Source organism: Alloyangia pacifica, from assembly GCF_900116195.1.
Lineage (GTDB): Bacteria > Pseudomonadota > Alphaproteobacteria > Rhodobacterales > Rhodobacteraceae > Salipiger > Salipiger pacificus.
In genome coordinates this window covers 109038-121217 of the sequence record NZ_FOZW01000010.1, presented here as the reverse complement: position 1 = coordinate 121217, position 12180 = coordinate 109038, and the positions used below count along the sequence as shown (strand labels likewise).

General features: G+C 66.8%; 16 protein-coding genes. 9 read left to right on the top strand and 7 right to left on the bottom strand.

All coding sequences use genetic code 11. The annotated features are described in order from the left end of the window. Nucleotides 1-32 precede the first annotated feature (32 nt). Nucleotides 33-254 carry a hypothetical protein gene (locus BM397_RS19940; RefSeq protein WP_092427743.1) on the bottom strand — a complete coding sequence of 74 codons (222 nt, stop codon included), beginning with the start codon at nucleotides 252-254 and terminating at the stop codon, nucleotides 33-35. A gap of 87 nt (nucleotides 255-341) precedes the next feature. On the opposite strand from BM397_RS19940, the gene BM397_RS19935 reads away from it, so the two are divergent. Then, nucleotides 342-1238: a LysR substrate-binding domain-containing protein gene (locus BM397_RS19935; RefSeq protein ID WP_092427745.1), complete on the top strand. Its 897-nt coding sequence runs from the start codon at nucleotides 342-344 to the stop codon at nucleotides 1236-1238. An 18-nt stretch (nucleotides 1239-1256) separates the two neighbouring features. On the opposite strand, the gene BM397_RS19930 is transcribed toward BM397_RS19935, so the two are convergent. The 5 genes from BM397_RS19930 to folK all read right to left on the bottom strand — a co-directional run bounded on the left by BM397_RS19930 (nucleotide 1257) and on the right by folK (nucleotide 5905). Next, nucleotides 1257-2009, bottom strand: coding sequence for a pyridoxine 5'-phosphate synthase (locus tag BM397_RS19930; protein ID WP_092427747.1), 753 nt, complete (start codon nucleotides 2007-2009; stop codon nucleotides 1257-1259). Between the two features lie 45 nt (nucleotides 2010-2054). After that, the gene (locus tag BM397_RS19925) at nucleotides 2055-2708 is read right to left on the bottom strand and encodes a DUF2062 domain-containing protein (RefSeq protein WP_092427749.1); all 654 of its coding nucleotides are present in this window, start codon (nucleotides 2706-2708) and stop codon (nucleotides 2055-2057) included. 21 nt (nucleotides 2709-2729) lie between these two features. Next, a complete protein-coding gene (locus BM397_RS19920) occupies nucleotides 2730-4868 on the bottom strand; it encodes a RelA/SpoT family protein (protein ID WP_092427751.1) in 2139 nt (712 codons plus the stop codon). A 39-nt stretch (nucleotides 4869-4907) separates the two neighbouring features. Further along, on the bottom strand, nucleotides 4908-5240 hold the full coding sequence (rpoZ, locus tag BM397_RS19915) for a DNA-directed RNA polymerase subunit omega (RefSeq protein ID WP_092427753.1): 333 nt from the start codon (nucleotides 5238-5240) through the stop codon (nucleotides 4908-4910). Nucleotides 5241-5338: 98 nt separating this feature from the next. Continuing rightward, a complete protein-coding gene (gene folK / locus BM397_RS19910; RefSeq protein WP_092427995.1) occupies nucleotides 5339-5905 on the bottom strand; it encodes a 2-amino-4-hydroxy-6-hydroxymethyldihydropteridine diphosphokinase in 567 nt (188 codons plus the stop codon). A 133-nt stretch (nucleotides 5906-6038) separates the two neighbouring features. Here folK and BM397_RS19905 point away from each other — a divergent pair, with 133 nt between their 5' ends. The 8 genes from BM397_RS19905 (at nucleotide 6039) to BM397_RS19870 (ending at nucleotide 10792) form a co-directional block, all read left to right on the top strand. Next, nucleotides 6039-6611: a LabA-like NYN domain-containing protein gene (locus BM397_RS19905; RefSeq protein WP_092427755.1), complete on the top strand. Its 573-nt coding sequence runs from the start codon at nucleotides 6039-6041 to the stop codon at nucleotides 6609-6611. Nucleotides 6612-6664: 53 nt separating this feature from the next. Continuing rightward, nucleotides 6665-7105: a YqaA family protein gene (locus BM397_RS19900; protein ID WP_092427757.1), complete on the top strand. Its 441-nt coding sequence runs from the start codon at nucleotides 6665-6667 to the stop codon at nucleotides 7103-7105. An 85-nt stretch (nucleotides 7106-7190) separates the two neighbouring features. Next, nucleotides 7191-8141, top strand: a complete 951-nt coding sequence (gene ispH / locus BM397_RS19895; RefSeq protein WP_092427759.1) for a 4-hydroxy-3-methylbut-2-enyl diphosphate reductase — start codon at nucleotides 7191-7193, stop codon at nucleotides 8139-8141. Continuing rightward, a complete protein-coding gene (locus BM397_RS19890) occupies nucleotides 8138-8530 on the top strand; it encodes an ACT domain-containing protein (RefSeq protein ID WP_092427761.1) in 393 nt (130 codons plus the stop codon). Before ispH ends, BM397_RS19890 begins: the two co-directional genes overlap by 4 nt. A gap of 152 nt (nucleotides 8531-8682) precedes the next feature. Further along, nucleotides 8683-9135, top strand: coding sequence for a DUF3429 domain-containing protein (locus tag BM397_RS19885; RefSeq protein WP_092427763.1), 453 nt, complete (start codon nucleotides 8683-8685; stop codon nucleotides 9133-9135). Then, nucleotides 9132-9719, top strand: a complete 588-nt coding sequence (locus BM397_RS19880; protein ID WP_092427765.1) for a class I SAM-dependent DNA methyltransferase — start codon at nucleotides 9132-9134, stop codon at nucleotides 9717-9719. The genes BM397_RS19885 and BM397_RS19880 overlap by 4 nt, the downstream gene beginning before the upstream one ends. Then, entirely contained in the window at nucleotides 9712-10164 is a 453-nt protein-coding gene (gene rnhA / locus BM397_RS19875; protein ID WP_092427767.1) for a ribonuclease HI, read from the top strand. Before BM397_RS19880 ends, rnhA begins: the two co-directional genes overlap by 8 nt. 4 nt (nucleotides 10165-10168) lie before the next feature. Continuing rightward, on the top strand, nucleotides 10169-10792 hold the full coding sequence (locus BM397_RS19870) for a trimeric intracellular cation channel family protein (RefSeq protein ID WP_092427769.1): 624 nt from the start codon (nucleotides 10169-10171) through the stop codon (nucleotides 10790-10792). A gap of 167 nt (nucleotides 10793-10959) precedes the next feature. Here the strand turns inward: BM397_RS19870 and BM397_RS19865 are convergent, their stop codons facing one another. Next, nucleotides 10960-12138, bottom strand: coding sequence for a MalY/PatB family protein (locus BM397_RS19865; RefSeq protein WP_092427771.1), 1179 nt, complete (start codon nucleotides 12136-12138; stop codon nucleotides 10960-10962). Between the last annotated feature and the right edge of the window lie 42 nt (nucleotides 12139-12180).

Below are 12180 nucleotides of genomic sequence, written 5' to 3'. Positions count from 1 at the left end.
GCTGTCCGGGGAACCGCATCGCGGCGGCGCTGTCAAGCGCAGGGGACGGAGAGGCGGGGGGTGGTGGCAGGGTGGCGGGTGGCACGAGGCAGGCGCAAAGGCAGGCGCTCTTCGACCTCGGCCATGCGCGGCAGCGGCAGGTCGGCGAGTTCGCGGGGACCCATGCGGGCGATCTCGGGGTGGTCGAGCGGGCCACGGTGGACGGGCTCGGTGTGAGGCGAAGGCCCGAACAGGGCCAGGAGAATCTGTTTCATATGGTATCCTTTCATTTGGCTAAAACATAAGCGTTCAATGCGCATATTTAATTGCACATCCTGCATGGCAGGGTTTAGCTCATGTGAATGAAGAGCCTGAACGCACACTCCCTCCATGGACTGCGGGTGATCGAGGCGGTCGCCCGGAACGGCACGCTGTCGCGCGCCGCGGCGGAGCTCGGCAGTTCGATCGGGGCGGTCAGCCAGCAGGTCGCCCGTGCCGAGAAGGCACTGGGGCTGCAGCTCTTCGACCGCAGCCGCGAGGGGATGCTGGTGCGCCCCGAGGCGGCGGAGTTCCTGTCGCGGCTCGGCGAGGGGTTCGCCCGCGTCAGCCAGGCGGTGGAGGCGCTGGAGCACCGCCGCGACAAGGTGGTGACGATCTCGGTCGCGCCGATCTTCGCGACGCGCTGGCTGATCTGGCGGCTGAAGGACTTCTACGCCCAGCACCCCGATATCAAGGTGCGCATCGACATCAATACCGGGCTGATCGATCCGGCGCGCGCCGACATGGACTTCGGCATCCGCATCGGGCCGGGCGACTGGCCGGGGGTGAAAGCCGAGCCGCTCTTCGACCAGCTGATCGTGCCGGTCTGCAGTCCCGAGGTGGCCTGCCAGCTTCGCACACCCGCCGACCTGTCGCGGGTGCCGATCATCCGCGATCCGGCGGCGATGTTCGGTTGGGATGCCTGGCTGGGGCCGGAGGGTGTTTCGGACGACATTCTTGGCGAAGGTCCGGAATTTCCCGATTCCGCCATGTGTCTCGACGCGGCGATCTCGGGGATGGGGGTCTTCCTCGCCTTCGAGGTCCTGGTGCATGACGCGCTGCGCATGGGTAGCCTCGTCATGCCGTTCCCGCGCTACCGGCGCACCGGGTTCCGCTACGCGCTGGTCTCGGCGCCGGACCGGGTGCCGGGGCCGGACCAGCAGCTCTTCCGGCGCTGGCTGAAGAAGACGCTGCGCGAGGAGGGGCTGGGCGAGGGCTGAGCCCCGCCCGGCAGGGGCTCAGGCCCGTGCTTCGTCCATCAGGCGGCGCATCTCGGCGATCGCCGGGCCAAGGCCGAGGAAGATCGCCTCGCCGATCAGGAAGTGGCCGATGTTCAGCTCGACCACCTCGGGGAAGGCGGCGATGGGCTTGACCGTCTCGTAGGTCAGCCCGTGGCCGGCGTGGACCTCGAGCCCCAGAGAATGGGCGAAGGCAGCCATGTCGCGCAGGCGCTCTAGCTCGGCGTCGCGCTCCGCGAACTTGCCTTCGGAATGGAAGTCGCAATAGGCGCCGGTGTGCAGTTCGATCACCTGCGCGCCGATGCGATGCGCGGCTTCGATCTGCGGCTTGTCGGGGGCGATGAAGATCGACACCCGGCAGCCCGCCTCGCGCAGCGGCGCGATGAAATGCGCCAGCCGGTTCTCCTCGCGTGCCACTTCCAGCCCGCCCTCGGTGGTGCGCTCCTCGCGCTTCTCGGGGACGATGCAGACGGCATGCGGCTTGTGACGCAGGGCGATGGCCTGCATCTCGTCGGTGGCGGCCATCTCGAAGTTGAGCGGCACCGAGAGCGTCTCCATCAGCCCGTCGATGTCGGCGTCCGAGATGTGGCGGCGGTCTTCGCGCAGGTGCGCGGTGATGCCGTCCGCGCCGGCCTCCTCGGCGATCTTCGCGGCGCGCAGCGGGCAGGGGTAGGCGCTGCCGCGGGCGTTGCGCACAGTGGCGACGTGGTCGATGTTGACGCCAAGTCTCAGGCGGCCGGCATAGGTGGTCATCGCGTGTCCTCCGGGGGACGATAGAGGGTCGGTTCGCGCCGGACCCTAGTCCGCCGCGCCGCTCTCGTCAGCCGCTTTCTGCTTCTTTTTCAGGGCGGCGAGCTTTTTCTTCAGCGCCCCGCGGCGGCGGTTCTGATAGGCGCGGATGACCGGCACCGAGAGGTAGTAGGCCACCAGCCCCGCGATGATCCCGGGAAGGATGCCGCCGATCAGGTAGGGGTAGAAGACCTCGTGGAAAAAGATCCGCAGGTTGGTCCAGTCGGCCGCGTCCCCGGTGAAGACGGCGCAGATGTTGTGCCACAGGTCGTTCCCGGCATAGGTGAACTTCTCGAGCAGCGAGGCGTGATGCGGCGAGCGCCGGTCGATGCCCAGCAGGAAATATCCCAGTTCCAGCGAGACGATGCCGATGGGCACGTAGGTCAGCGGGTTGCCGAAGAAGGTGCCGAGCAGCGCCGCGAGGATATTGCCACGTACCAGCCAGGCGATCGTGGCGGCGACGACGAAATGCAGCCCGTAAAGCGGGGTGAATGTGGTGAACACGCCGGCAAAGATGCCGCGGGCGATCTTTTCAGGGGAATCAGGGAGCCGGTGCAGGCGATACTGGACGTAACGGGCGGCGCGCCCCCAGCCGCCACGCGGCCAGAAGAACTCGAGCACGGCCCTCCAGACTGGCCGTTTGTCGCGCCGCTTGAAAACCAATGGCGCCCTTCCCCTCTTTCATTACTCCGCGGCGGCAGGCACGGCCGCCAGGGAGGTGTCGCGATGGCGGCTGACGGAGGCCACGTCGCTTTCGGCTTCGAGTGCGGACATCACCGAATGGAGGTGCTCGGCGTCCCTCAGTTCCACGTCGATCTGGAGTCTGAAGAAGTCGGGTTTCCGGTCGATGAAGTGCAGGTCCGAGATATTGGCCCCGCGCTCGCCGATCAAGGTGCAAATGCGCCCGAGCACCCCGGCATCGTTGCCGACCGTGAGGTCAAGGCTCATGTCGTAGGCTGCGGGGTGGGTGCCGTCGGCCCAATGCAGGTCAACCCAGCGCTCCGGCTGGTCTTCGTATTTGGCCAGCGATTCGCAGTCGATGGCATGCACGAAGACGCCCTTGCCGCGCTTGGTGATGCCGACGATCCGCTCGCCGGGCAGCGGCTGGCAGCAGCGCGCCCGGGTGAAGCCGGTTCCCGGCTCGAGACCGATGACCGCACGCTGCATCTCGACCTCATGCGCGTCCGAGGGCGTCAGGTCGGGATAGACCGCGTGCACAACCTCGCGGGTGGTCAACTCCGCGCTACCAAGGCGGGCGAGCAGCTCGTCGGCATCCTCGAGGCGCAGCGTCTTGGCGGCCTTCTCCAGCACCTTGTCGGTGGATTTCTTGCCGACATGCTCGAAGGCGGAACGCGCCAGCTCCTGCCCCAGCTTGATGAACCGACCGCGGCCCGCCTCGCGCAGGGCGCGGCGGATGGCGCTGCGCGCCTTGCCGGTGGTGGCGATGTCGAGCCAGGTCGCCTGCGGCGTCTGCCCCTCGGCGGTGATGATCTCGACCGACTGGCCGTTCTTCAGCCGGGTCCAGAGCGGCACGCGGATGCCGTCGACCTTGGCGCCGACACAGGCCGAGCCGATGCGGGTGTGGATGGCATAGGCGTAGTCGAGCGGCGTGGCACCGCGCGGCAGCTTCACCACGTCGCCCTTGGGCGTGAAGCAGAACACCTTGTCCGAATACATCTCGAGCTTCACCGCCTCGAGGAATTCGTCGTGATCCTCCTCGGCGTCGAACTGCTCGGTCAGCGAGGAGATCCAGCGCGCGGGATCCACGGCAAAGGGGTTCTCGGAGCGCACGCCATCACGGTAGGACCAATGCGCGGCAACGCCGGTCTCGGCCACGTCGTGCATCTGACGGGTGCGGATCTGCACCTCGACGCGCTTGCCGTCGCGGCCCGAGACCGTCGTGTGGATCGAGCGGTAGCCATTGGATTTCGGCTGGCTGACGTAATCCTTGAACCGGCCCGGCACGGCGCGCCAGCGCTGGTGGATCACGCCGAGCGCGCGGTAGGTGTCCATCTCGGAGCGGGTGATGACACGGAAGCCGTAGATGTCCGAAAGGCGCGAGAAGCCCATGCCCTTTTCCTGCATCTTGCGCCAGATCGAGTAGGGCTTCTTGGCGCGGCCGAAGACCTCGGCCTCGATCTGCGCCTCTTCGAGCTCGTGGCGCATGTCGCCGGTGATCCGGTGGATCACGTCGCCGGCTTCCTTTTGCAGGTTGATGAAGCGGCGGATGATCGAGGCGCGCCCCTCGGGGTTGAGCACCCGGAACGCCAGATCCTCGAGCTCTTCGCGCATCCACTGCATGCCCATGCGGCCGGCGAGCGGCGCATAGATGTCCATGGTCTCGCGGGCTTTCTGCACCTGCTTTTCCGGACGCATCGCCTTGATCGTCCGCATGTTGTGCAGACGGTCGGCGAGCTTCACCAGAATCACCCGCAGGTCGCGGGACATCGCCATGAAGAGCTTGCGGAAATTCTCGGCCTGCTTGGTCTCGGAAGAGGAGAGCTGCAGGTTGGTCAGCTTGGTGACCCCGTCGACCAGGTCCGCCACCTCGGTGCCGAAGCGGTCTGCGACATCCTGATAGGAGGCGCGGGTGTCCTCGATCGTATCGTGCAGCAGGGCGGTGATGATCGTCGCGTCGTCCAGTTGCTGCTCGGTGAGGATGGCGGCAACGGCAACGGGATGGGTGAAGTACAGCTCGCCCGAATGGCGATACTGTCCCTCATGCATCCGCAGGCCATAGTCATAGGCCTCGCGGATCAGCTTTTCATTGGTCTTTGGATTGTAGTTGCGGACCAGTGCAACAAGGTCTTCCGCCGCGATCATGGGCGCCTATCCTTACCCTGGCCCGCAAAGGCGAGCCCCTCAGCTCTCTCCTTGCGCTTCCATCAGGGCGCGCAGGAGCTTCTCTTCCGACATGTCGTCGTCAGCGGGCTTGTCCTGCTCTGCACCCATGAGGAGCGCCATGCTGTCCTCTTCGGGCTCGTCCACCTCGATCAGGCGTTCGCGCAGCTCATCCGCCGACTGGGTTTCCTCGGCGATTTCGCGCAGGGCGACCACCGGGTTCTTGTCGTTGTCGCGATCGACGGTGATCGGCGCACCGGATGCCACTTCGCGTGCGCGATGCGACGCGAGCATCACCAGCTCGAAGCGGTTGGGAACCTTGTCTACGCAGTCTTCTACCGTGACGCGGGCCATGAGCGTTTCACCTTCGGTTGACCGTAAGAAATGAGACTCCTAGCGCGATGCCCGAAGATTGACAAGCGCAAACGCCGCGTCGCTGCGCCGCGCGTCATTCACATTGGAACGACCTCTGCGCGGGTCTCTTCGGGCAACGCCTCGCAGAGCTCTCTGGCGGTGCGATCAAGAATTGGGTGACGCCAATTCGCGGCAATATCACAAAGGGGTACCAGAACGAATGCGCGGTCCTGCAGCCGGGGGTGCGGCAGAATCAGCGTGTCAGGAGTCCTTTGAGTTTGCTCCTCGACGGCGATTTCCCGCCAGCGGGATTGTGTTGCCTCATCAGGCATCACGGTTTCGCCAACGGCGAGCAGATCCAGATCCAGCGAACGGCTGCCCCAGCGGCGCTCGCGTTCGCGACCGAACTGCGCTTCGACGCGGTGCAGGGCTGCGAGGATCCTGGACGGGTCCGTTGGCCCGGTCAGGCGCGCGCAGGCATTGCAATAGTCCGGACCGAAACCTGCTGGAAAACAAGGTGTTGCATAGAACTTGCTGACCTCGTCCACAGCATAGCCCTCGCGCGCGAGGGCAGTGAGCGCCGACCGGAGCGTCTGCAGTGGACTGCCCGCCTCCGACGGCAGGTTCGCCCCCAGTGCGATAAGTATTTCCGGCTGGAAAGCCATGCTTACACTATCCTTCTGCATATATTGCGCTGCTTGAAAAGCTGCCCGAAACGCTTACTCTCAGAATAGGGCGTCCATTGTTCCATTTTTCCACTCACGGATGCGACGTCCCGATTACTCGAAAGGACATTTGATGTTTTACAAGGACGAACGGTTGGCGCTGTTCATTGACGGGTCCAACCTGTACGCAGCCGCCAAAGCCCTCGGCTTCGACATCGACTACAAGCTGCTCAGACAAGAATTCGTGCGTCGCGGCAAGATGGTGCGCGCCTTCTATTACACGGCGCTCCTCGAAAACGACGAATATTCGCCGATCCGCCCGCTGGTGGACTGGCTGCACTACAACGGCTTCACCATGGTGACCAAACCCGCGAAGGAATATACCGACGCGCAGGGCCGCCGTAAGGTGAAGGGCAACATGGACATCGAGCTGACGGTCGATGCCATGGAACTCGCGCCGCGCGTCGATCACATCGTGTTGTTCTCTGGGGATGGGGACTTCCGGCCGCTGATCGAGAGCCTGCAGCGTCAGGGTGTGCGCGTTTCGGTCGTCTCGACGATCCGCAGCCAGCCGCCGATGATCGCGGATGAACTCCGCCGTCAGGCCGACAACTTCATCGAGCTCGACGAGCTGCGCGAAGTCATCGGTCGTCCGCCGCGCGAGCAGCAGGCGGAGCGCAACTTCGAAGTCGCCAACGGGAACTGATCCCTGGCTAAGAACAGGGCTGGCGGATTTTATGGGGATGAGGTCTGCCGCCCATGCTAAGTGAGGCTGCCAGCTTTGGCGGCCTCTTTCTCGCGGCCTTCGGGGCCGCGACGATTCTGCCGTTCCAATCGGAACTCATCTTCGTCGGCCTGCAGCTGGGCGCGGATCTGCCGGTCTGGGCTCTGGTGCTTGTTGCGAGCATCGGCAACACGCTCGGCTCGGTCGTCAACTACGCCCTCGGAGTCGGGCTCGAGCACTATCGCCACCGCCGCTGGTTTCCGGTCACCGAGGCGCAGCTCGACCGCGCGCAGCGCTGGTACGCGAAATGGGGCATCTGGTCGCTGCTACTAAGCTGGGCGCCGCTGGGCGACGGGTTCACCGTAGTGGCCGGGATCATGCGCACGCCGCTCTGGCTCTTCGTGTTGCTGGTGGCCGTGGCGAAGACCGGGCGCTACATTATTTTGGCATGGCTGACCGCAGCGACCCTGGGCTGACGCCATCGACCTGCCCACCTCTGGACCCCTGCCCGCAGAGCAACTAGGTCTGGGGAAACACAAGACGTAGCCGGTGACCCGATCCATGACCAAAGCCCCGCTTACCCTCTACCTCGCCGCGCCGCGCGGGTTCTGCGCCGGCGTCGACCGGGCGATCAAGATCGTCGAGATGGCGCTCGAGAAATGGGGCGCGCCGGTCTACGTGCGGCACGAGATCGTGCACAACAAGTTCGTCGTCGACGGGCTGCGCGACAAGGGTGCGGTCTTCGTCGAGGAACTCGAGGAATGCCCGCCGGACCGGCCGGTGATCTTCTCTGCCCATGGCGTGCCCAAGGCGGTCCCGGCCGAGGCCGCGCGGCGTGAAATGGTCTATGTCGACGCTACCTGCCCGCTGGTTTCGAAGGTGCACATCGAGGCGGCCCGCCACCACGAGAACGGGCTGCAGATGATCATGATCGGCCACGAGGGCCACCCCGAGACCGTCGGCACCATGGGCCAGTTGCCCGAGGGCGAGGTGCTGCTGGTCGAGACCGTAGAGGACGTGGCCACGGTCGAGGTGCGCGATCCCGCACAACTCGCCTTTGTGACCCAGACCACCCTGTCGATCGACGACACGGCGGACATCGTGGCGGCGCTGCGCGTGCGCTTCCCCGCCATCGTCGGGCCGCACAAGGAAGACATCTGTTACGCCACCACCAACCGTCAGGAGGCGGTGAAGGCCATCGCCCCGGACTGCGATGCGCTGCTGGTGGTGGGGGCGCCCAACTCGTCGAATTCCAAGCGGCTGGTCGAGGTGGCGCGCAAGGCGGGCTGTTCCTACGCCCAGCTCGTGCAGCGCGCCGAAGACATCGACTGGCGCGCACTCGAGGGCATCCGCGCGGTCGGCGTCACCGCCGGGGCCTCGGCGCCCGAGGTGCTGATCGACGAGGTCGTCGCCGCCTTCGGCGCGCGCTTTGACATGACCGTGGAAAAGGTCGAGACGGCGCAGGAGAACGTCGAGTTCAAGGTGCCGCGCGTGTTGCGCATCCCTGCATGAGCCTTCCCAAGCTGGATCTACGCCTGTTGCCGCAGGAGCATGCCATCCTTCGCCTGCCCGTGGACGCCCCCTTCCCGGACTGGACCGGCAGCGAGGGCTGCGTCAGCCTCACCCGTGCTCCCGACGAGCTCTCGGTGGTCTGTCCCGCCGCCGCTGTCCCCGCGGGGACAGACGGGAGTTTTGGCTGGCGGGCGTTCCGGGTGGACACGCTGGCCGGGCTCGACGAGCCGGGCGTGGTGCTCGCGGCGGTAAAGCCGATCTCGGAGGCGGGGCTCGGCGTTTTCGTGCTCTCGACTTTCCTGCGGGACTACCTGCTGGTCGGCAGCGCGCAGCTCGCCGCGGCGCGGAGGTTGCTGGAGGCGGAGGGACACCGCGTCACGGAGGGCTGACACGGCGTCCTGCGTCGTGCGGGTTGACCGGCCCCGTCGAAAGCCCGGTGGAACGGGCCCGTTGACAGCGAATGGGCGATCGGAAACCTTGCCGCCAGAGCAAGAGCCGAAGGAGAGACCATGCCCCGCCACCCCCTTTCGCGGAGCCGCGCATGAGCTCCGTTCCCCGCGCCCCGCTGATCCTCGCCTTCGCCGGGCTGCTGCCTTTCCTTTGGTCGGTCGCCACCCGATACAATGCGGCGCTCTACGAGTGGTCGATCGCCCATCTCGGCAGCCGCTTCGTTGCGCCCTACCTGCAGCTCTCCTATGGCACGGTGATCCTCGCCTTCATGTCGGGCGTGCTCTGGGGCTTTGCAACGAAGGCGGGCGGCGCCAAGGCCGCGACCGCCTATTTCCTGTCGGTGCTGCCGGCGCTCTGGGCCTTCTTCATGGTCGGCGGCGGGCCGGTCGCGGCAGCGACGAACCTCGTCTTCGGTTTCCTGGGGCTGCTGCTGCTCGATGCCTGCTTCCAGCTCTGGAACCTGACCCCGCGCTGGTGGCTGTCGTTGCGCGTGCCGCTGACCGCGGTCGTGGTCGCCTGCCTGTCGGTCGAGGCCTTCCTGTGAGCGACGCGGAAACGCTGCGGGTCTACGCCGCGAAGGCGCGCGACTACGAGGCGATGTCCGAGGGGCGGGTCTTTCCGGCGCTGCCCGCCTTCCTCGCAGAACTGCCCGAGGGTGGGCGGGTGCTCGACCTCGGCTGCGGGCCGGGTCTGGAGGCGGCGTATATGGCGCAGGCGGGCTTCGTGGTGGAGGCGATGGATGCCTCTCCCGAGATGGTCGCCCTCGCGCAGGCACGCGCCGGTGTCTCCGCGGTTCAGGCGAGTTTCGACCAGCTGTCGGCCTTGGGTCGCTACGATGGTATCTGGGCGGCCTTCAGCCTGCTGCATGCGCCGCGCGCCGAGATGCCTAGCCACCTTGCAGCCATCGCCCGGGCGCTGAAGCCGGGGGGCGTGCTGGGCCTTACCCTGAAGGAAGGGCAGGGCGAGGCGCGCGACCAGCTCGGGCGTTTCTACTGCTACTACGCGGAAGAGGAACTGCGGCAGCTGCTGGCCGACGTCGGGCTGACCGTCACGTCGCTGTCCCGGGGCGCGGGAACCGGGCTTGACGGCACCTCCGCGCCATGGCTTAGCGTGCTCGCCCATGGCTGACCTTTATGCATATACCGACGGAGCCTGCTCCGGAAATCCCGGCCCGGGCGGCTGGGGCGTTCTCATGCGCGCGATGGAGGGCGAGACCGTCGCCAAGGAGCGCGAGCTCAAGGGCGGCGAGGCGGAGACCACCAACAACCGCATGGAGCTGATGGCGGCGATCAGCGCGCTCGAGGCGCTGTCCCGGCCGTCGAAGATTACTGTCGTCACCGACAGCGCCTACGTGAAGAACGGCGTCACCGGCTGGATTCACGGCTGGAAGCGCAACGGCTGGAAGACCGCCGCCAAGAAGCCGGTGAAGAACGCCGAGCTCTGGCAGCGGCTCGACGAGGCGCAGAAACGCCACGACGTCACCTGGGAATGGGTCAAGGGCCACGCCGGCCACCCGGAGAACGAGCGCGCCGACGAGCTGGCGCGGGCCGGCATGGCTCCGTTCAAGGGCTGAGGCGGTGAGCCCGCTCGTCCTTCTCGACTATGCCTCCGTCCTGATCTTCGCGTTGACCGGCGCGCTGGTCGCCAGCCGGGCGCAGCTCGACGTGGTGGGTTTTGCCTTCCTCGCCTGCCTGACCGCGGTTGGCGGCGGCACGACGCGCGACCTTCTGCTCGACCGCCACCCGGTGTTCTGGATCGCCCAGCCGACCTACCTTGCCATCGCCTGCGGCGCGGCGCTGCTGGTCTTCTTCACCGCGCACCGGCTGGAGAGCCGGGCCAAGGCGATCCTCTGGCTCGACGCCGCGGCGCTGTCGGTGGCGGTCGCCGCGGGCAGCTCCATCGCGCAGGCCGAGGGCGCGGCCTGGGGCGTAGTGCTGGTGATGGGGGTGATGACCGGCTGTCTCGGCGGGCTGATGCGCGACGTCGTGGCCAACGAGGTGCCGCTGCTGCTGAAACAGGGCGAGCCCTATGCCACCTGTGCGCTCTGTGGTGCGCTGGCATTGCTGGCTGCCGGCTGGCTGGGCCTGCCACCCTTTTCCGCGGCGCTGGTCTGCGCCGGCGTCACCTTCGCGCTGCGCGCCTCGGCGCTGGCCTTCGGCTGGGGGATCCCCGTCTACAAGTCCCGCCCGCCGCGAAAGTGAGCCCGGGCGCTCGAAGGTCTTGCGAGGGGCGCGACCCATCCAAAGCGCCGGAGGCGTGATGTGAGGGAAATGCGAGGGGCGCTGCCCCTCGCGCTCCCCGGCGTATTTTCAAAGAGAAGAAGGGGCGGCCGCGGCGGGCGCGCCCCGGCAGGTGACCCGCCGTGCGGTCACTGCAGGTCGGCGAAGGCCTTCTGCAGGCGCGTGCCGGCTTCCTCGATGATGGCGCGCGGCGCCGCGAGGTTGACCCGCATGAAGGTCTCGCCGCCGGCGCCGAAGGAGGGACCGGGGCTGACGGCGATCTTGGCGATGTCGCGCACCCGGGCGTTGGCCTCGTCGAAGGTCATGCCGGTGCCGGAGAAATCCACCCAGGCGAGGTAGGTTGCCTGCAGCGGGATCGAGCGCAGCCCGGGGATGGCGTTGACCATCTCGTCGAAGACCGCGCGGTTGCCCTGCAGGTGGGCGATCTGCGCGTCCACCCATTCCGCCCCCTCGGGCGAATAGGCGGCGGCGGTCATGATCAGACCCAGCGCGTTGGGCTTGCTGTCGAGCGCCGTCAGCCTGTCTTCCATCCGCTTGCGCAGCCCGGCGTCGCTGATGGTCAGCGCCCCGACGCGCTGTCCGGCGATGTTGAAGGTCTTCGAGGCGGCGGTCAGCGTCACCAGGCGTTCCTCGCTTTCAGGCGCGGCGACGGCCATGGGCACGAAGGTCTCGCCCGGGTAGACCAGATCGTGGTGCACCTCGTCCGACAGCAGCATCAGGTCGTTGCGCTTGGCGAACTCGGCGACGGCGCGCAGCTCCTCGGCGGTCCAGACCCGGCCCGAGGGGTTCTGCGGCGAGCACCAGATCAGCATGGTCTCCTTGCCGGTGAGCCGCGACTGCGCATCCTCGAGGTCGAGCTCGTAGCGGTCGCCCTCGCGCTTCAGCGGGCATTCGGTGACCACGCGGTCGGCGCGGCGGATCTTGGCGGCGAACTCGTGGTAGACCGGCGAGAAGATCGCCACGTGGTCGCCCGGCGCCGTGTAGACGTCGAGGCACATGGCGACGCCGTTGCCCAGCCCGTGCACCGGCACGATCCACTCCTGCTCGATGTGCCAGTCGTGGCGTTCCTTCATCCACCATTGCACCGCGCTGGTGTAGAGCCCCATGGCCGAAAAGTAGCCGAAGATCCCCAGGTCGACCTGCGCCTGCAGCGCATCGCGCACGCAGGGCGCGGTGGGATAGTCGGAATCCGCGGTCCACATCGCCAGCCCGTCCTCCTGCGGCACGCCGAAGAGTTTCTCCATGAGGTCCCACTTGGCCGAGCCGGTGCCGCGGCGGTCGATCGGTTGGTCGAAGAGGTCTTTCATGATGTCACTGTCACTTTCTGCTCTGGAACTGCCGGACTGCTG

Excerpts from the sequence above, each read along its gene's own strand:
- BM397_RS19920 (WP_092427751.1), bottom strand. The coding sequence starts at position 4,868 with ATGATCGCGGCGGAAGACCTTGTTGCACTGGTCCGCAACTACAATCCA.
- BM397_RS19940 (WP_092427743.1), bottom strand. The coding sequence starts at position 254 with ATGAAACAGATTCTCCTGGCCCTGTTCGGGCCTTCGCCTCACACCGAG.
- folK (WP_092427995.1), bottom strand. The coding sequence starts at position 5,905 with ATGGCTTTCCAGCCGGAAATACTTATCGCACTGGGGGCGAACCTGCCG.
- BM397_RS19890 (WP_092427761.1), top strand. The coding sequence starts at position 8,138 with ATGAGCCTTCCCAAGCTGGATCTACGCCTGTTGCCGCAGGAGCATGCC.
- BM397_RS19930 (WP_092427747.1), bottom strand. The coding sequence starts at position 2,009 with ATGACCACCTATGCCGGCCGCCTGAGACTTGGCGTCAACATCGACCAC.
- BM397_RS19900 (WP_092427757.1), top strand. The coding sequence starts at position 6,665 with ATGCTAAGTGAGGCTGCCAGCTTTGGCGGCCTCTTTCTCGCGGCCTTC.
- BM397_RS19865 (WP_092427771.1), bottom strand. The coding sequence starts at position 12,138 with ATGAAAGACCTCTTCGACCAACCGATCGACCGCCGCGGCACCGGCTCG.
- BM397_RS19905 (WP_092427755.1), top strand. The coding sequence starts at position 6,039 with ATGTTTTACAAGGACGAACGGTTGGCGCTGTTCATTGACGGGTCCAAC.
- BM397_RS19885 (WP_092427763.1), top strand. The coding sequence starts at position 8,683 with ATGAGCTCCGTTCCCCGCGCCCCGCTGATCCTCGCCTTCGCCGGGCTG.
- ispH (WP_092427759.1), top strand. The coding sequence starts at position 7,191 with ATGACCAAAGCCCCGCTTACCCTCTACCTCGCCGCGCCGCGCGGGTTC.
- BM397_RS19935 (WP_092427745.1), top strand. The coding sequence starts at position 342 with ATGAAGAGCCTGAACGCACACTCCCTCCATGGACTGCGGGTGATCGAG.
- rnhA (WP_092427767.1), top strand. The coding sequence starts at position 9,712 with ATGGCTGACCTTTATGCATATACCGACGGAGCCTGCTCCGGAAATCCC.
- rpoZ (WP_092427753.1), bottom strand. The coding sequence starts at position 5,240 with ATGGCCCGCGTCACGGTAGAAGACTGCGTAGACAAGGTTCCCAACCGC.